The organism is Methanoregula sp. (genome assembly GCF_041645475.1).
Classification (GTDB): Archaea; Halobacteriota; Methanomicrobia; order Methanomicrobiales; family Methanospirillaceae; genus Methanoregula.
The window spans coordinates 36313-54316 of sequence record NZ_JBAZQA010000021.1 but is presented as its reverse complement, the minus strand read 5'-3'; the positions used below and the strand labels follow the sequence as shown (position 1 = coordinate 54316).

Here is an 18004-nt window from a genome sequence, read left to right as displayed (position 1 = left end):
ATTACTTCGATCTGACAAAGGATGGCTCTCTTACCACCGGTCTTGCCGGTGTGAAAGCGGCCTTCCTTGTCATCTCGGTATCGTCCGACTGGCTCTACCCGCCCTACCAGTCGCAGGAGATTGTCTCGGCCCTGACCGCGAACGAAGCAGAGATCCACTATTGCGAGATCCGCTCCAATTATGGTCATGACGCCTTCCTGCTCGAATCCGGCCAGCTGAATTACATTGTGGGGAAGTTCCTGTCCCACACCGTTGTCGGCGATGTTATGGTACGGGATATCGAGACGATAGAGGAGGGGACAACTATTTCCGTGACCGCCCGGCGGATGATCAAGGCCGGGGTCAACCACCTGCCGGTCCTTTCCACCGGGGGGCAGCTCGTGGGCATCGTCACTTCGTGGGATATTGCCAAGGCAGTTGCGTCCAACTTCCTCTGGTTGGATGAGATAATGTCCCGAAACGTTGTCACGACAACCCCCGGTGAGCCGATCGAGAGTGCAGCAAGAAAAATGGAAGAACACCAGATCTCCGCGCTTCCGGTTATTGACGAAGACCAGCATGTGATAGGGCTCATTACCGTGGATGCCATCAGTGTCCTTGTCGGGAGAGGAAACCCATGACAATTGCCCAACCCCCCGGTAATGCCCTCCTCATCCTAGGGTGCCCGGAAGTCCCGGTCCAGCAGGCGCTCGCGCTCCATATTGCGTGGAGCCTGCAGAAGCAGGGAACCCGCGTTCATGCTGCCGGTAACCCCGCGGTTTTGAACCTGCTGAAAGTGTCTGACCCGGAGAAACGGTACCTTCCGGCGATGCAGGTTCTTGAGAACTGCATTGAGGAAATTGTTGAGAAGAAGCGGACATGTGATCTCTGCATAGTCTTTGCCCACAGCGATGCCGGTATCTCGTATGCGGCAACCCTGCGCCATCTCCTGCCGTCATCGCGTCTTGTGGTCATCATCTTCGGCAAAGACCCTGAAGCACTGGCTGCGCTGGCTGATTTCCCCTGTGAGAAGATTGTGGAAAAAGCGGTGCATAACCCCATGCAGATCAGGCGTAAGATCAACGAGGTGTTCGGATGGGCTGCATAGAGAACCTGGAGTACGAGAAGATCCTGCCGCTCGGCGCCTCGTTTAAGGAGTGTCGGGAATACGTGGAGAAGAACTTTCAGGAGTTCTGGTATGTTGATCCCGGTTACAAGCTCTTTGACGAGTATATCATCGGGCTGCCCCCGATTGCTCTTGGTATCGATGGCGGACGGGTAATCTTCCCGTACACCAAACCCTGTCATGGGACGTACCTGCTCGCAGTGGACGATGCGGTGGAAGCTGAACGCGTCCGGAAAACCGCCCGGAAGAAGAAGTGAACACGCGGCGGTACATGAAATGAAACAACAATGGCTTGTACGGTATTCGGAGATATTCCTCAAATCGGACCCGGTGCGGCGCCAGTGGGAGAATACCCTGATCGCCAACATCCGTGAGGTGATGCCCGGCATCCATGTGCGGAATGAGCGGGGACGGATCTGGCTGGATGGGGATGTGAAACCCGAACTGCTGAAAAACATTTTCGGCATTGTCTCGTTCTCCCTTGTGGAACACATACGGCTCGATGAGATCGAATCCTCTCTTCCGGACTACTGTCGGAGGCATGATATCGGGACGGCCAAAACCTTTGCCCTCCGGATAAAACGGGTGGGAACGCATGAGTTCTCTTCGAATGACAAGGCAAATGAATACGGCAATCTCCTGCGGCGGGAATTCCCGCACCTCAAAGTGAACCTTGCAATGCCCGACAAGGAGATCCACATTGAGATCCGGGCCGGCGAAGCGTACCTCTACGACAATATTACCCGGGCGGTTGGCGGGCTCCCGCTCGGGGTCGAGGGGACGCTCGTTGCTCTTGTCTCGGGAGGAATCGACTCCCCGGTTGCAGCGTGGATGATGATGAAGCGGGGCTGCCGGATCCTTCCGCTCTTTGTTGCGCTCGATACGTTCCTTGACGCAACAACCATTGCCCGGGCAGAACGGGTAGTGGAAATTCTCGCCCGGTATCAGCCCGGTATTGAACTGACCGTGATCCACGACTCCTATCTTGCTGAGGCAAAGCGGGAACTGACGCAGAAGCACTTGGAGAAATACACCTGCATCTTCTGCAAGCGCCGGATGTACCGCGTGGCTACAGCGTTTGCCGGGCAGCACGGGGCAAAAGGTATTGTAACCGGGGAGTCTCTCGGGCAGGTGGCAAGCCAGACCCTTGACAACCTGGTTGTCCTTACGGATGCCGCAACAGATGTTCCGGTTCATCGTCCGCTGATAGGATTCGACAAGGATGAGATAATGAAAATTGCACGCGAGATAGGCACGTTTCCGGAATCCGTATCGAAAGCATCCGGCTGTAAGGCAGTGCCTGCAGGGCCCTCTACCAAAGCCAGACTCGAAACGATCCGAACGATCGAAGCGGAAATGGAATCTACAAAAATACCACTTCCCGGATAATTCCGGAACCTTTTTTCATAATCCATGTCCTGGTAAGAAAAGGAACAAATCCATATACCTGACAGCAATATTGTATCCTATGCCATCTCCCATGGTTGGTCACAAGCTCGGGGTCGATGCCATCCCGGCACCGGACCCGGCGCAGGTTAAGGGAACGCGGGTGGTCGGGATATCCGGTTCGAGCCGGCAGGAGCCGGGGATGTCCAAATCGGAGCGGCTCTTAATCTCTGCCCTTGACCGGTGCAAGGCGCTTGGCTGCGAGACAACGTTTATCCGGCTCAAGGACCTGAAGATCTACGAGTGCGAAGGCAACTATTCGGAAAACCCGGATTACTGTACCTACCCCTGCCAGTCCACCATGAAATACGAGGACGACCAGATGGAGGTAGTCTACAATGCCGTACTCGACTGCGATGTCCTCTTCCTTGCAACCCCGATTCGCTGGAACAACCATTCGGCCCTTGTCCAGAAATTTGTTGAGCGGATGAACTGCATCGAGAACCAGTCCTCGTGGTTTGGAAAACGGATGATCTCAAAGAAAGTTGTGGGCCTCATCATCATCGGGCACGTTGACGGCATGCAGCACGTTGCCGGCAACCTCCTGAACTTCTTTGCCTGGCTCGGGTTCCACAGCCCCGAAGTCTCCATAGCGTCCTGGGTGGGGGAGAATGACGAAGATACGACAAGGGACTGGGATCTTATCCAGAAGAATCCGTACACGCAGGAAGATCTCGTGGACATGGTGCACAGCTCGCTGTGCCTCTCCTGCAACCTGAAAAAGGGGATCTGAACCGGCCGAAGAATTATTTCCCGCACCTGTTTTTCCCTGTCAGATGGGATCTACGGCCAGGTAGTTTTCTCCCTGCCCGTTTACGTCCCGCTCCCTTTATTGATAATTGAAATCTATAACAGCCGCAGATCTCACGAGGGCTTTGTTGAAAAAACTAAGAAATGGTGCGGGAACGAGCAACAAAAAAGATTATTCTTTCCTCTGGAAGAGGAACATGCACCCGCCAATAATTCCCAGTGCTGCAAGGGGCAAAAGCAGCGAGGAAGGGGATTGTGTTGCTGTCGGATACGGTGTTGGGACTGTAGTCTTGGCAGTCACTTTTTTCGTTGGAGTGACCGGTGCAGTAACACTGCTGATGGTAGCAGCGGTTGTCGGAACCGCGGTGACGACCTCCCCCGGTGTTGTAATCTGTATATTGTCGATTACACCCTGTGAAACGTACGCTCCGCCGTAATCCCCGAGAGATCCAATCCAGAGGCGACTCATGCCGTTCAGTTCATCGGTGAGTTTTATGAAATACCCCCAGATTTCCTGCCCGGATTCTTTCTCCCTCACTTTCATGGTAATGGTGTTCTGCTCCTTGTCATAAACCACTGCAACATGATAGGTCTTGTTGATCTCATACTTGACGGTTGATCCCTTGTACGCAGTAACGTCGGACTGGCTGTTCACTTCCACCATCTTGTTGCTCGGGGTGACTACCTGGAGCCACATGATCTGGCCATACTTTCCATTGGTGAATTTCGTAACTATGGCGGGCCCTTTCTCCGGGTTCATCTCGTTGCTGGAAAACACCAGGCGGAAGGTTGAGCCATCCTGCATTTTCGTGAGCATGACGTCGTAATCCAGCTTAAATGAAGTATCCTTGAAACTGACCGGTACCCAGGCATATCCCCCGGTACTGGGATCAATGGTGAAGTGATACCTCCCTGCTCCGGGCTCCCAGTAGTTGGTTGAAGGAACGTTGGTGGTCCAGCGGGGATCACTTGCAAATGAAGTCTGGTAAATCACATTCACATTCTGGTCGTCACCAGTGTCCGCTGCTGCCTGAATGGGCATCACAAGGACAAGCAGGCATACTGCTATTAAGATCAAGAGTGTATGGCGTTTTATTGTCATGGGAATACTCTGCTCATATGTTCCTTGCCATCACCGGCATGGTATTGATGCTGTGCAAGGGCTGGAAATTTGTGTTCTTATGTAGGAGTGATATGGGAATATGTACTATCTACTATGTACTGCTGTCCGTCACTCATAAAAATATCGACCTGTTCATGGGTGGTCTGGCGCCCCTCATTGTAAACTGCTGACAAGCATTAATCCGGAGACCCGGTCCTTCTCTCCAGCCTTTTCACAGGCACTATATTTATGTTAAAATCGCCCAATATTAGAGAGCAACAAAGAGAACATGCGATAATAGTCTAGCGGTAGGACAGGAGCTTCCCAAGCTTCTAACCCGGGTTCGATCCCCGGTTATCGCATCAGGATTATGGAATCGGAACCACAGCGCTCGGCTATACGGATCATTGCGGAGAACCGCCGTGGGGTTCTGCGCGATATCACCACGGTAGTGGCCAACCATGATGCCAACATCGTGATGGTCAGCCAGGAAGTCTTTGATTCCGGACCGTACACCGGTCTTGCGGAACTCTATTTTGAATATGACTGCGGGGATCTTGATACCGAGGACAGCCTTATTTCTGACCTCAACAACATCCCGTCCGTTAAGGATGTCAAGACCTACCAGCCGTTTGGGCATATCTTCGGCACGCGCGTCATCATTATGGGCGGGGGAGCGCAGGTTGCACAGGTAGCGCTTGGCGCAGTGAACGAGGCCGATCGCCACAACATCCGGGGTGAGAGGATCTCCGTGGATACCATACCTCTTGTTGGTGAGCGGACCCTTGCGCTTGCGGTGGACGCGGTCTCGCGTCTGCCCCGGGCCTCGATCCTGGTGCTTGCAGGGTCCATCATGGGTGGGGAGATATCGAAGGCAGTTGACCGCGTCCGCGAAGCGGGGATACCGGTCATTGCCTTAAAGATGGCGGGAACCGTTCCCGAACACGCGGATCTTGTGGTCACCGATCCCATCCAGGCCGGCGTCTTTGCTGTGATGCATGTCAGCAGCAAGGCGGTTTTTGATATCAACCGGGTCCGCGGGCGGGAATTTTAATGGATCTCATCGACAAAGCCGTCTCCATCCTGATGCACGACGGGCTGGTAGTCTATCCCACCGAGACGGTCTACGGTCTGGGCGCGGATGCATTCTCTGACGAAGCGATTCTGCATGTCTACGAAGCCAAGCAGCGGCCGATCTCGATGCCTGTCTCCATCGCAGTCTCGGATTTTGAGATGCTCTGTGCAGTAGCCCATGTCCGGCCCGGGATGCAGGACTTCATCCAGGCGTTTCTTCCCGGCCCGGTCACCGTTATTCTTCCCGCACGCAACAGTGTCCCGGCAATCCTGACCGGGGGTACCGGTCTTATCGGGATCCGGATCCCGTCCCATGAACGTGCTCTCGAGTTAATCGAGCGGTTCGATGCACCCATCACGGCTACCAGCGCGAACCTCCACGGCTCAAAGGAGCCACAGACTCCCGACGAATGTACGGTCCCCCGCGAACTGCTGATTGACGGCGGCCGTCTTCCTGGCATACCCAGTACGGTTGTTGATCTGGCAGAACGCCGGATTATCCGCAAAGGGGCAGAGGCGGGGAAAGTCGAGCAGTACCTGTCATCCCTGTGAGGTTTTTTTATGATCCCGGTCCGGTTGCGCGATTTTATTTCAGATCCTGACGGATGGCTCTATGCCGTATCAACGTATGATAACAGGGAATCGGTTGGCTGTGTGCTCAGGTATGTTCCCTGTGAGGATGGCGAACGGGTCCACCCCTCCGGACGCCGCTACCGGAAGTACGATTTCGAAGAGGCGTACGAAATGGTCAGACAGCATAAACCCCGGTACGCCGGCCTGCTTCACCGTGTGCCGTACCAGGATGTGAAAACCGTGCTCAAGCCTGATCTGGAGCTTGGCCGTATCGTATCAGCCCATCCCCGGGTAAAAAAGCTTGTAGCTCTCATCGGGTTGCCGGAAGGAACCGTTGGATGTACCGGCTCGCTTCTCTGTGAGCTGGAGAACGGGTTGTCGGATATCGATATGGTGGTCTATGGCCGGCACTGGTTTTCTGCCCAGGCGCTCGTACGGCAGGGAATCCGTGACGGCAAGATCGAGGGTCTTTCCGAGGATATGTGGCGCAAGGTCTACGAGAAGCGCAAACCCGAGATCCCGTACGATACGTTCGTTCTCCACGAACAGAGGAAATGGAACCGGGGCCAGATCGAGGGCACGTATTTCGATATCCTCTACACGCGGTCCTACGAGGATATCCGGGCCGCTCCGTCCGGCAAGGGAACCGTGATTGGCAGGAAGACCATTGAGGCAAAAGTTACGGATGCATCACTGTCATTCGATAATCCTGCCGTGTACGAGATCGAACACGAATCGGTGAGCCGCGTTCTCTCGTTCACGCACACGTACAGCGGCCAGGCGCTCGCTGGTGAAACGATCGAAGCCTGCGGTGTCTGCGAGCAGCATGGCAATGAGCAGTGGCTGATCGTCGGGACAACCCGGGAAGCCCGGGGTGAATATATCCTGTCCCGGACCCTGCTCGGTCAATAACCCGAAGAAACGTGAACGTTCCCTTTTAAAACGCTGGTGTATCAGAGCATACCCGCATGTGCCCGTGAGGATGCTCCCTCCATACCCCTCCATGCGGGACGGCACCAGACCTCAACCACATCCTCGTACTGGTCCGGAAAATATTCTTTCGAGGGGATGAACTGGAATTTCCCAAGGATATGCTGCATCACGGGCCGGGGCATAACCACCCGTACATCATATCCCTCCGATAACCACCTGCGGATCAGCGCCTGGGTGTTTCCCTCGTTCTTGTTCCGTGAGATAATATAATGAAGATACAGGCAGTGATTATCCTGTATCTCCAGCCACCCGGAGAAGAGGTCTTCAAAAAAACCCAGCGCATCCCCTTCCGGGGTTCCTGTCTCTACCCGTTTTGCTTTCATGAGTGTCTCCTTTCACCTTTGTGTTCCTGACAGTTCGGAGACCCGGAATAAAAGGAAAAAGGATGCACAGGGTGAAAGTGATGCAGAAATCCACCAGGAGTCCGTCTGGACTGGCAACCCTCAGACTGCCGGATACGGGTGGTATTTCTGTCGGAAAAGTATCACAATATTCAAGAGTCTATAGATAAAGGAAGATATAGGGAAAAGGATATGAGCGACGTTTTGGCAAAAAAACGCAAATCTGAATCGATAACTATCATTGCGTATCTCGCAGTAATTGTTGTTCTTGCTGGTCTTTTGTTTTTTATATCCGGTCGTCTCAACCTTGCAGAATCTCTTGTAACCGCACTGTCAGCCAATGAATCCTACCAGGTGGATGAACTCCTGGTAGTCAGCATTTTTCTCGTTGTTGGGCTGATCCTGTTCATTGTGAAGTTCTATCATATGCTCAAGCAGGAACGCCATGAGAGCGACGTTCTTGAAAACCGCCTGGTTCAGACCCAGGCACGCCTCACGTTTCTCAATACCATTACACGGCAGGATATCCTCAATGAGCTTACTGAACTCTCGCTTGATATGGAACATCCCTTAAGGAGTGCCGATATCGAGAAGGTTAAGGCGGCAATCGCGAGGATCCACCGGCAGGTGAAATTCATCAAGGAATACCAGGATATCGGTGTCAGCGCCCCTGAATGGCAGAATGTTGCAGACACCATCATGCGGGCAAGGGTAGGGGCAAATCTTGGCAAGGTCACCATTGATGTTGAGATCCAGAATCTCGAGATCTACGCCGACAGGCTTCTTGAAAAGGCGTTTTTCTATATGATCGACAATGCCCTAAAACATGGCGGAGAACCGCTCACCCGGATCCGGTTCACGAGCCATATGACGGAAAGCTCGCTTGTTATCGTCTGCGAGGATGATGGTGTCGGGGTATCCCCGACAAAAAAAGGATCGCTGTTTCCTGAGGAATACGGGCGGCACGCGGGATACGGTCTATTCTTTGTAAAACAGATCCTGGCTGAGACCGGCCTGATGGTCCGGGAGGCCGGTCTCCCCGGAAAGGGAGCCCGGTTTGAGATCCATGTTCCTTCCGGGGAATACCGGAAACTCTGACGTCCACCTTTTTTTTAGCCCCTTGGTTTTTCCGGGGAAATGTCAGAAATCCGGATTAAAAACGCGATTCCAACGCCGCTGAATGGTGTTATCAATCATTTCTATCAGCCAGTCATCTGCGAGATTCCACCTTTTAATCGCATGGCACGTGGCAGACGCCCGCTCCCTATTGTCGAAGACAAATCCTCCTGCGAAAATAATATGGAATGAATCATTAAACTAAAATAGAATAATGCATCCATCTGAATGATAATAGTTTCTTTTATCAGGAATTCCGGAAAATGTTCGGACCTCATTTTTATAGTTTTTTTTTATTGTGAACTGCCGAACCCCTCCGTCAGGGGAATCTTTTTATCCTAGGAGCCGTACCGCTAATCACCTTGCATTGACTCCCAGCAGTAATGCGAGAAAGAACGGTCCTGAATATCCCCCGGATATGCACGGACGTTCGTTAACCCGGGTGGTGTAAATGGCAGAAAATATTGGTGCATTATGCAGGAGCGTCCTGGATGCAGTACCAGTTGCCGTACTGTTGATCCGGGATGGTGTTTTTGTTGATTGTAACCGTGCCGCCATCAAGGCGTTCCATGCACGGGATGCAAACGATCTTATCGGTAAAGCCCCCTCGATAATTTCGCCTGAGCGGCAACCGAACGGTAAACTGTCGGACGATGTTGCAGGTGCAAATATTGCTCTCGCCCTGCAGGGCAAGCCCCAGGTTTTCGAGTGGCAGCATAAAACCCTAGACGGAAAATTGTTCTATGTGGAAGTTGCCCTTGAAAAAGTTGAGTACGAGGGCAAGATATACCTTCAGGTCAATTTCCGTGACACAACGCTCCAGAAGAAGATGGAAAATTTCCAGCTGATCTTCCGGGAAAGTCCCATAGCCCAGGTCATTATCGATACGCAGTATAATTTCCTCGAGGTTAATGAGGCGTTCTGTCGGATCATCGGATACCCGATGGACCGTGTCCGTGCCCTCAAAATTACAGAGTTCCGGACACAGGGCTTAATCAAGTACCTGAAAGACTCGGGCCAGTCCTTTACCGATGCAATCCGCGATAAGAAAATTACCCGGGGGGAATCCACCTGGCAGAGCCCGTCCGGTATGCATGTAGTACTAAGAACAAATATCCCGATATATGATGAGAAAGGTGACGTGAGCGGGGTCTATGTCTCGTACACTGAGATCACCAAGATTGTAAAAACCCAGGAATTCATGGCCCGTGAAGTTGAGGCCCTGAACAAAGTCTATGCCCAGATGGCCGAGGGAGACCTTACGGTACGGTATGAACTCAGCCCGCCTGATGACGATACCCGGGAGGTCTACGATCAGCTCATCAAGCTCCGGAACTCGGTTCGTGGTATCGTCGTGAATCTTGAAAAGAATATTGCAGATGTCAACGAGCGGATGCTCAACCTGACCTCAACTGCAGAGAACGCCACACGGAGTGTCGAAGACGGGGCAAAAGGTGTTGCCCAGATCGCAAAGAACACGAGCAAGGTCTCTGAAAATGCAGAGAAAGCCTCAGAAAGTGTTGAACAGATTACGAAAGCGATGCAGGATATGAGTGCCGCTGTGGAGGAGATCACATCCAGTATGGAGAGTGTCTCCCATCAGGCAAAAGAGTCCGGTGACCTGGCGACAAAAGGGGCAGACCTGGCAAAGAACGTGGAGAAAGGCATGGGCGATATTGCGCAGTCTGCCGGTAAAGTGTATGATATTGTCATGGCAATCGAAAAACAGATGGCAGAGATCAGCAAGATTGTCGTACTTATCCGGGATCTTGCCAACCAGACGAACCTGCTGGCACTCAATGCCGCAATAGAAGCTGCGCGGGCCGGGGAGCACGGGAGAGGGTTTGCCGTTGTCGCATCTGAAGTCAAATCCCTTGCCCAGGATTCACGAAGCAGTGCAGAGAAGATTGAGGATATGATAGCAACCCTCAATGCCGTTACAAAAAATGCAACGATTGCTATGGAAGATGCGAGGGCCATTGTCGGGACCGGGACAAAGATGTCGTCTGAAGCTCTGGCAGTGTTCCTGAAGATCAATGAATCCGTTGATCGTGTTGCAAAAAGTGCCTCGGAAGTAGCTGCTGCAACTGAGGAACAGGCAGCAACAACGGAGGAAGTAACTGCAAGCGTGCACGAAGTGTCCTCGATCATGGTACAAACTGCCCGGGAAGCTGGTGATGCCGCAGCTGCAACGGAGCAATCCTCAGCGGCCCTCGACGAGATCTCACGTATGGTATCCAACGTCAACAAAGTGGCAATTGAAGCCATGGAAGCCAACAAGAAATTCAGGGTGGAGTAGGGGAGGGGTTATGGGGGCACAGGCAGGTATACCGCAGACACCCTCCTCCCCACCAGACGGGATGATCCAGGACCGGCAGGGGAGTATACAGGTGGTTGAATTTGTTCTGGGAGATGAACAGTTCGCTATCGACCTGTTCGATGTCCGGGAGGTTGTGGAATATACCACCATCACCAAGATCCCCAATGTTCCCTCATATGTCCGGGGGATAATCGATCTCAGGGGAGAGATCACGACAATCGTTGATCTCAAGAACCGGCTGAACATTCCCGGAAATAACCAGCACTCCGAAGAGTCTGACAGGATCATTGTTCTGGACGACAAAACCACCCGGTCCAAGAGCGGTATCCTGGTTGATGACGTTACTTCAGTATCCACGTTTGAGGCAAACCAGGTGGACTATACTTCTGCCTCGATCAGCCAGGAAGATACGGCCATTATCGGGATCATAAAGCGGAAAGTGAAGGTCCAGGAAAAGGAGAAGAACGAACTGATCATCTGGATTGATATCAAGGCAATTCTGGCGGACATTGCCGGGAAATAGCCTGGCACCAAACCCCGGGTGGCGTCGTGATGGCAAAGATAAACGTCCTGTATGTAGATGATGAGAAGGAGTTGCTGGAGATCGCCAAGATCTTCCTGGAAGTGGGTGGTGAGTTACGGATTGATACAACCCCCTCTCCGGCAGATGCACTTGAGATCCTGAGTCTTACGCCTTATGATGCCATAATCTCCGATTACCAGATGCCGGGCCTGAATGGCATCGATTTTTTAAAACTGGTTCGTGAGAAAGGATATGCCATCCCCTTTATTCTCTTTACGGGACGCGGCAGGGAAGAAGTTGTTATCGAGGCGTTCAATCAGGGTGCAGATTTTTACCTGCAGAAAGGCGGAGATCCCAAATCCCAGTTCGTTGAGCTTGCCCACAAGATCCGGCTTGCGGTGAGCCAGCGCCGGGCCGAGCAGGCACTCTCCGACAGCGAGGAACGGTTCCGGGGCCTGACCGAGAACTCCCTTGATACCATCATGCTCTTTGACCGGGATCTCCGGCACCTTTACGTTAACCCGAACATTGAACCGCAGACCGGAATATCTGCTGCACAATTCGTCGGTAAAACCCACGAAGAACTCGGTTTTCCAAAGGATCTGGTGGATCTCTGGAAAAAGTCCCTTCTGGGCGTTTTTAGTTCGGGGAAAACCGGTCGGATCGAGTTTCAGCTCCCAAACGGCATCTGGATTGACTGGCTGATTGCACCGGTGAAAGGATCTGACGGGAGCATACAGCAGGTGATCACGTCTGCCCGCGACATCACCGAGCGCCGGAACGCGGAGGAACAGATCCGCCTCGCCGAGTTCTCTCTCGAACACTCGGGAATTACCACCTTCTGGCTGGATGAAAATGCCCGGGTTGTCCGGGCAAACCTGGCTGCCTGCAAAGCTCTGGGATATACCCTGGAAGAGTTTGCATCTCTTACCGTTCACGATTTCGATCCCAATTTCCCGGCGAACAAGTGGAAGGAGATCTGGGACCGGATCGCGCAGGAAAAAAATGTTGTCATAGAGTCCTATCACAAGCGTAAGGACGGAGTGGAATTCCCCGTTGAGATCGCCAGCAGTTACTTTGAATATGGCGGAAGAAAGCTCATCTTCTCCTTTGCCCGCGATATCTCTGACCGGAGAGAGGCCGAACTTGCCTTGCGGGAGAGCGAGGCGAAATACCGGACCCTCTTTGAAAAATCAAAAGATGCCACGTTCATCGCCGATAATGATGGATTTGTCGACTGCAATGCAGCGGCCCTTGCCATGCTGGGGATGGAGAGAAAGGATCAGCTTCTCCGGCTCCATCCCTCCCAGATCTCCCCAAAATTGCAGCCAGACGGGAGGGATTCATTGGAAAAATCCAAAGAGTTAATGGCAGAAGCCCTCCGCGAGGGTAGTTATCATTTCGAATGGGTTCACCTGAAGTTGAATGGCGAACCCTTCTGGGCTGAGGTTACCCTGACCGTAATCCCGATAAAGGGGCAGCAGATCCTCCATACGATCCTTCGGGATATTACCGACCGGAAGATGGCCGAGGAGGAACTGCGGGGTGCATATGAGCAGATTACCGCCTCGGAGGAGGAACTGAGGGAGAGTTACAATGAACTGTCACGACGGGAACAGGAGGTCCGTGAAAGCGAGCACCGCCTGGCCGATATCATTAATTTTGCCCCGGATGCAACCATCGCGATTGACGATAAAGGTTCCATTATTGCGTGGAACCAGGCAATGGAGTTCCTGACCGGAGTCCCTGCCCGGTCTGTGCTGGGCAAAGGGAATTACGAATATGCCCTCCCAATCTATGGCGCCCGCCGCCCGTTCCTGTTCGACCTGCTCAATGCAGACCGTTCCGAGCTGGAACGGCTGTATTTTAATATCTATCGGGATGGGAATACCCTCACTGCGGAAACCTCACTTCCCCGGATTGGCGGTGAATCAAGAACCCTCTGGATAAAAGCAAGCCCGCTGTATGATGAGCAGGGCCAAATCGTGGGTGCCATAGAATCCATGCGCGATATCACCGAGCGTCGGAACGCTGAAGACGCCCTTCGGGAGCGCGAAGCCCTGTTCCACGGACTTTTCGACCAGGCCTTCCAGCTGGCCGGCGTGCTGGACCTGCAGGGCCGGCTCCTCCAGGCGAATGCCACCGCCATGTCACTTATTGGTACAGATGGGGGAGAGGTCATCGGCAAACCCTTCTGGGAAACCCCCTGGTGGTCGCATGATCCCCTGGCGAAGGAGAAAGTTCGTGAGGCCGTCAGCAGGGCCGGCCGGGGGGAGATTGCCCGGTTTGAAACCACCCATAACGACGCTGCAGGCAACGTCCATTATATCGATTTCACCCTCAAACCTGTTGTTGATGACCACGGGACGATCCTTGCTCTCCTGCCCGAAGGCCGGGATATAACTGATGCCAAACGTGCGGAATCGGAAAGTGCTGATCGCGAGAAGAAATTCAGGATCCTCTTCGATCTCGCTCCCTATACCTGCACAGTGATGGATATGGAAGGGCACTACCTGCTCGTGAATCGTGCATTTGAGGAAAGTACCGGGTTTGCCACTGGAGAAGTCCTCGGAAAAACGAGCCGTGAACTTGGGCTTCTTGATGCTGATACAGAAAAGACGATGCACCTTCTTCTGGAAGCCGAAGGGAGGCTTGATGCGGTAGAGACCCACATGACGACCAGGGCGGGTGTACGGAGGCAGGTCGTGGTCTCCACCCGGAAGGTACTCCTAGGCAACTCCCCGCAGTTTATATCGGTGACTCTTGATATTACCCTGCGAAAGGAAGCAGAAAAAGCGGTCCGGAAGAGTGAGGAGAAGTACCGCGGTCTCTTTGAGAATGCCGTGATCGGTATTTTCCTCACTTCACCTGAGGGGAGACTCCTTGCCGCAAATACCGCCTTTGCGCGCATGTTCGGCTATGACAGTTGCGAACAGATTATGGCTGAAGTCAATTCAGTAGGGACACAGATCTATGCGGATCCTCTGGAGCGGATTGAGTGCCTGAAACTCTTAACCGCTCATGGCAAACTCGGGCCCCGGCAAGTGAAGGGCAAAAAACGGGATGGTTCTCCTCTGTGGGTATCCATGGCGGCCAGGGTTATCCGCGATGGGACTGATAACATCCTTTCCCTTGAGGGTACTGTTGTGGATATCACTGACCGGAAAATGGCAGAAGATGCATTGAAGGAGAGTGAACAGCGGTTCCGTCAAGTGTTCGAACGATCCCCCCTGGGAATTGCACTTGTTGGAAAGGATTTCAGGTTGCGTATCGCAAATCCTGCATTCAACCGCATGCTGGGATATGGTGGCGACGAACTGGCCGGCAAAACGTTCATGGAACTGACCCATCCGGAAGATCTCCCCGCAAATATCGAGGATACAAAAAAACTCTGGGCCGGCGAGATCGAATCTTTCAGGACTAACAAGCGATACTTACGGAAGGACGGGACCCTGCTTCATGCAACGGTCACCGTTTTTTCTATACGGGATGATTTCGGTGATGTACTGTATACAATCCCTCTTATCGAAGAGATCCCGGTATGCCCGCAGGATCCGGTGCACTGAACGGGACTTTAACCATGTTCTGGTTACCCGACGGTTTTTTTGGAATCCACATCTCGTCTAACGGGTGTGTATCAATCATTTCCGAAACCCCGCTTTCATGGATATGAGGCTGGTGGTCTGACCGGTCAATTTTATTATATAGTATGGTACCGCACAGTCAAGTGTAACCGGCGGATTATGTGCATGCATTAAAGTAGACTAGACCAATTAGTTTGTCAATACCCGGGGTTGTATCGGATGTGTCGATCAGTTCGTACGATAACTCAACAGGATTCCGGCAGGAGCATTCATCTTTATCGGAGTACAGCAGTCACAATTCTCGCTCTTACCACCCTTGTCCTGATCCTTATATCCCCTGTTGCAGCACAACAGGACTTAAGTCCGATACCCGGCCTCCTTCCGGCAGCTCCTGCAAACCTTACGGACGCCGAACGCGCCTGGGTTTCAGAAAACCCCGTTGTCAGTGTCTGTATTGACCCCGCCTATACGCCCATCGAATTCAGGGATAGTTCCGGGGCTTATACCGGCCTTGCCCTGGATTATCTTGAGCGCGTTGGTGAAAGCACCGGCCTCCGGTTCCGGGTACAAGCCCCTGATACCTGGAATGTCTGCATTGATCAGATCCAGAACAAGAAGACCGATCTCCTCAGTGCTGTCTATATCTCGGATCTCCGGAAAGACTACCTCCTCTTCTCCCGGCCCTATTATAAGAACTCCCTTGTCATCGTGACCAAAACCAGTGCCCCCTCCGGTCTTGCCCTTGAAAATCTGGACGGGAAGAGTGTCGCAGTTGTTGACGGGTATACGAGCCACCTGCTCCTCACGGAGCAGTACCCGGATATCAATGCGGTCCCGGTTGCGGATGTTAAGACCGGGCTGACCAAAGTGGCGTTTGGTTCTGCTGATGCATATCTGGGAGATCTCGCAACGGTAACCTATGTTGTTGAAAAAGAAGGAATAACTAACCTCAAGGTCAGCGGGGAGTATGCCCCCTCCGGTGCAGGGCCGCTCCAGTTTGCGTTCGGGGTGCGGAACGACCGGCCGGTTCTGGTCTCTGTTCTGAACAAGGGAATTGCTGCAATTTCTCCTGAAGACAACGCGGTGATCATGAAACGATGGATCTCTTCCTCCCTGACTCCATCAGCGGGAATGGACACCCACCTGCTTCTCTCGCTGCTTGTCATGGCAGTTATTATCCTCATTATCGTAGTAGTTATTCTGCTCCTGAACCGTGCCCTCAAGCGGCAGGTAGCCAGCAAAACTGCCGATCTGGTCCGGGAACTGGAACAGCGCCGGGTGGCAGAACAGGCCCTCCGGGAAAGTGAGAACCGGAATGTTGCGATCCTTGCCGCAATTCCGGATCTCCTGTTCATCCTCTCCCGCGAGGGGCAGTACCTCGATTTCCGGGCTTCCGACAACCGCCTGCTCACACTCACTCCCGATACTATCATTGGCTCCAGCATCCGGAATGCCGGGCTCGATGAACATACCACCCAGGAGATCCTCAATGCAATTGGGAAAGCACTGGACTCGGGTTGTCTGGAATATGTCAGTTATGAGCTTGTGGTCTCTTCCGATGTCAAAAGCTTCGAAGCCCGGCTTATCCGCCTAGATGCAGACCGGGTGCTTGGCATAGTCCAGGACGTAACCGAACGCAAACGAATGCAGAAAGCACTGCAGCTTGCAAGGAGCAAGATGGGCCTTCTCAATTTGATCACGTTCCAGGATATACAGGCAGGGATCTTTTCCCTGGCTGCATATGTTGAACTCATGAAAAAAGAGGCAGTTCCTGATGACCAGGCTGCCTATCTGGAAAAGATGAGCGTTCTCCTGAAACGGCTGTCAGGATCCCTGAAGTTTGCCCAGGATTATCAGGACCTTGGAATTACCCCGCCCCGATGGCAGAATGTGCAGCAGGTCTTCCTTTTCGCCATATCCCACCTGGATTTCCTGGAAATCGGCCGGAAGGGAAGTCTGGACGGTGTTGAAATCTATGCAGACCCCCTGCTGGAGAGGGCCTTTTTCAGCATGATGGAAAGCCTTCTTGTCCTTGGCGCCCCTGTGACCGAGATTACGCTCGGGTATACCGAAACCGGTGCCGGCCTGGTGATGACCATTGGGGGTAACGGAGCGGGTATTTTCGGGGCCGGGAAGGAGATGATCTTCGAGCGGGAATCCGGTAAAACCCACGGGCCCGGTTTATACCTGGTGCAGCAGATCATCTCTATCACCGGCATCACCATCCGTGAAAACGGCGAACCGGGTCAGGGGATCAGGTTCGAGATCCTGGTGCCGAAAGGGGGATATCGTTTTTTTGATAAACCCCACGGCGAGTGATCAGGAGAATTCTGGATGCCGAACCGGAATGCATGGTCCTGTCATGCACAGCAGGGGGGCCAGTGTGGTTGAAAAAAAAGAGGCCCACATTGTTTTTTTACCTGCTCACAGCAGTTCGGAGAGCCGGTGCCCGGCACTGCTCTCGCATTTCTCCTTATATTTGCAGCGGTTGCAGGGTGCATTGAGCGGGTGCTCGGGCATATGGCCCTCGCGGATAGAGGCAAACCGGCGGAGTGTGGCGATTACCTGGCGGCGGTCCCGTGGCTGGACTTCGTGATACCGGCAAACGCCATCCGGGATATACTCGACGCTGCCCCCGGCCACCTCTTTTCCTGTCATCTCCTCAAGACATAACGCAATAGCAGCAATCCTCAGACGATCCGCCGAATAGGTACCCAGCGGCATGGCCCCGGAAGCCCGGATAATCGAGAATGTCCCGTCTCCGGTCATCCGGTCGATCATCCCCACAAATTCGTGTTTTTGCGAGACTACCCGCACATCGGTCTCCCGGGAAGGTTTCCACTCGCTCTTGGTACAGGCAGTTATGCACAGATCCAGAAAATCCCTGAGTGCCGGATCCATGTCCGGGTGGACGGTGCAGATCTCACTCCAGATGGCATCGGCATCCAGGGAAGTGCCGAGATGGTACGAGATCTGTTTGCACACCGCGTACCGATCAGATTCGGTGATGGGATCGTGCTGCTCATAGTAAAACCGGACCGGGCAGGCGTACACCCGCACCAGCCCCGAGATCGTTA

Annotated in this window: 17 protein-coding genes and 1 tRNA gene; 15 read left to right on the top strand and 3 right to left on the bottom strand. The window is 53.2% G+C overall.

Annotation, left to right across the window (positions count from 1 at the left end):
• The 5 genes from WC598_RS14045 to WC598_RS14025 form a co-directional block, all read left to right on the top strand.
• Positions 1 to 620: CBS domain-containing protein (locus WC598_RS14045; protein WP_372962131.1), on the top strand; the 620-nt coding region annotated here is incomplete at its 5' end.
• Positions 617 to 1087, top strand: a complete 471-nt coding sequence (locus WC598_RS14040; protein WP_372962130.1) for a DUF1890 domain-containing protein — start codon at positions 617 to 619, stop codon at positions 1085 to 1087. The genes WC598_RS14045 and WC598_RS14040, both read left to right, overlap by 4 nt.
• Positions 1075 to 1362, top strand: coding sequence for a DUF1894 domain-containing protein (locus WC598_RS14035; RefSeq protein ID WP_372962129.1), 288 nt, complete (start codon positions 1075 to 1077; stop codon positions 1360 to 1362). Before WC598_RS14040 ends, WC598_RS14035 begins: the two co-directional genes overlap by 13 nt.
• Positions 1363 to 1381: 19 nt before the next feature.
• Positions 1382 to 2494: a tRNA uracil 4-sulfurtransferase ThiI gene (gene thiI / locus WC598_RS14030; RefSeq protein WP_372962128.1), complete on the top strand. Its 1113-nt coding sequence runs from the start codon at positions 1382 to 1384 to the stop codon at positions 2492 to 2494.
• Positions 2495 to 2573: 79 nt separating this feature from the next.
• Positions 2574 to 3284, top strand: coding sequence for a flavodoxin family protein (locus WC598_RS14025; RefSeq protein WP_372962127.1), 711 nt, complete (start codon positions 2574 to 2576; stop codon positions 3282 to 3284).
• 189 nt (positions 3285 to 3473) lie between these two features.
• Here WC598_RS14025 and WC598_RS14020 read toward each other — a convergent pair whose 3' ends face one another.
• Positions 3474 to 4403 (bottom strand): hypothetical protein, encoded by a 930-nt coding sequence (locus WC598_RS14020; RefSeq protein WP_372962126.1) that lies wholly within the window; start codon positions 4401 to 4403, stop codon positions 3474 to 3476.
• A 291-nt stretch (positions 4404 to 4694) separates the two neighbouring features.
• Between WC598_RS14020 and WC598_RS14015 the strand changes: the two genes are divergently transcribed.
• From WC598_RS14015 to WC598_RS14000, 4 genes are all read left to right on the top strand, one after another.
• Positions 4695 to 4765: transfer RNA gene (locus tag WC598_RS14015), tRNA-Gly, on the top strand.
• 8 nt (positions 4766 to 4773) lie between these two features.
• Positions 4774 to 5457 (top strand): DUF5612 domain-containing protein, encoded by a 684-nt coding sequence (locus tag WC598_RS14010; RefSeq protein WP_372962125.1) that lies wholly within the window; start codon positions 4774 to 4776, stop codon positions 5455 to 5457.
• On the top strand, positions 5457 to 6029 hold the full coding sequence (locus tag WC598_RS14005) for an L-threonylcarbamoyladenylate synthase (protein WP_372962124.1): 573 nt from the start codon (positions 5457 to 5459) through the stop codon (positions 6027 to 6029). The genes WC598_RS14010 and WC598_RS14005 overlap by 1 nt, the downstream gene beginning before the upstream one ends.
• A gap of 9 nt (positions 6030 to 6038) precedes the next feature.
• A complete protein-coding gene (locus tag WC598_RS14000; protein ID WP_372962123.1) occupies positions 6039 to 6962 on the top strand; it encodes a DNA polymerase subunit beta in 924 nt (307 codons plus the stop codon).
• 41 nt (positions 6963 to 7003) lie between these two features.
• Here WC598_RS14000 and WC598_RS13995 read toward each other — a convergent pair whose 3' ends face one another.
• The gene (locus WC598_RS13995; RefSeq protein WP_372962122.1) at positions 7004 to 7366 is read right to left on the bottom strand and encodes a hypothetical protein; all 363 of its coding nucleotides are present in this window, start codon (positions 7364 to 7366) and stop codon (positions 7004 to 7006) included.
• Positions 7367 to 7576: 210 nt separating this feature from the next.
• On the opposite strand from WC598_RS13995, the gene WC598_RS13990 reads away from it, so the two are divergent.
• From WC598_RS13990 to WC598_RS13965, 6 genes are all read left to right on the top strand, one after another.
• Positions 7577 to 8482 carry a sensor histidine kinase gene (locus WC598_RS13990; protein WP_372962121.1) on the top strand — a complete coding sequence of 302 codons (906 nt, stop codon included), beginning with the start codon at positions 7577 to 7579 and terminating at the stop codon, positions 8480 to 8482.
• 39 nt (positions 8483 to 8521) lie between these two features.
• The gene (locus tag WC598_RS13985) at positions 8522 to 8692 is read left to right on the top strand and encodes a hypothetical protein (protein WP_372962120.1); all 171 of its coding nucleotides are present in this window, start codon (positions 8522 to 8524) and stop codon (positions 8690 to 8692) included.
• A 259-nt stretch (positions 8693 to 8951) separates the two neighbouring features.
• Positions 8952 to 10799 (top strand): methyl-accepting chemotaxis protein, encoded by a 1848-nt coding sequence (locus WC598_RS13980; RefSeq protein ID WP_372962119.1) that lies wholly within the window; start codon positions 8952 to 8954, stop codon positions 10797 to 10799.
• A 61-nt stretch (positions 10800 to 10860) separates the two neighbouring features.
• A complete protein-coding gene (locus tag WC598_RS13975) occupies positions 10861 to 11343 on the top strand; it encodes a chemotaxis protein CheW (RefSeq protein ID WP_372962135.1) in 483 nt (160 codons plus the stop codon).
• A gap of 29 nt (positions 11344 to 11372) precedes the next feature.
• Positions 11373 to 14909 carry a PAS domain S-box protein gene (locus tag WC598_RS13970; protein WP_372962118.1) on the top strand — a complete coding sequence of 1179 codons (3537 nt, stop codon included), beginning with the start codon at positions 11373 to 11375 and terminating at the stop codon, positions 14907 to 14909.
• A 237-nt stretch (positions 14910 to 15146) separates the two neighbouring features.
• The gene (locus WC598_RS13965) at positions 15147 to 17246 is read left to right on the top strand and encodes a transporter substrate-binding domain-containing protein (protein ID WP_372962117.1); all 2100 of its coding nucleotides are present in this window, start codon (positions 15147 to 15149) and stop codon (positions 17244 to 17246) included.
• 105 nt (positions 17247 to 17351) lie between these two features.
• Here the strand turns inward: WC598_RS13965 and WC598_RS13960 are convergent, their stop codons facing one another.
• Positions 17352 to 17981 (bottom strand): recombinase RecB, encoded by a 630-nt coding sequence (locus tag WC598_RS13960; protein ID WP_372962116.1) that lies wholly within the window; start codon positions 17979 to 17981, stop codon positions 17352 to 17354.
• Positions 17982 to 18004: the final 23 nt, after the last annotated feature.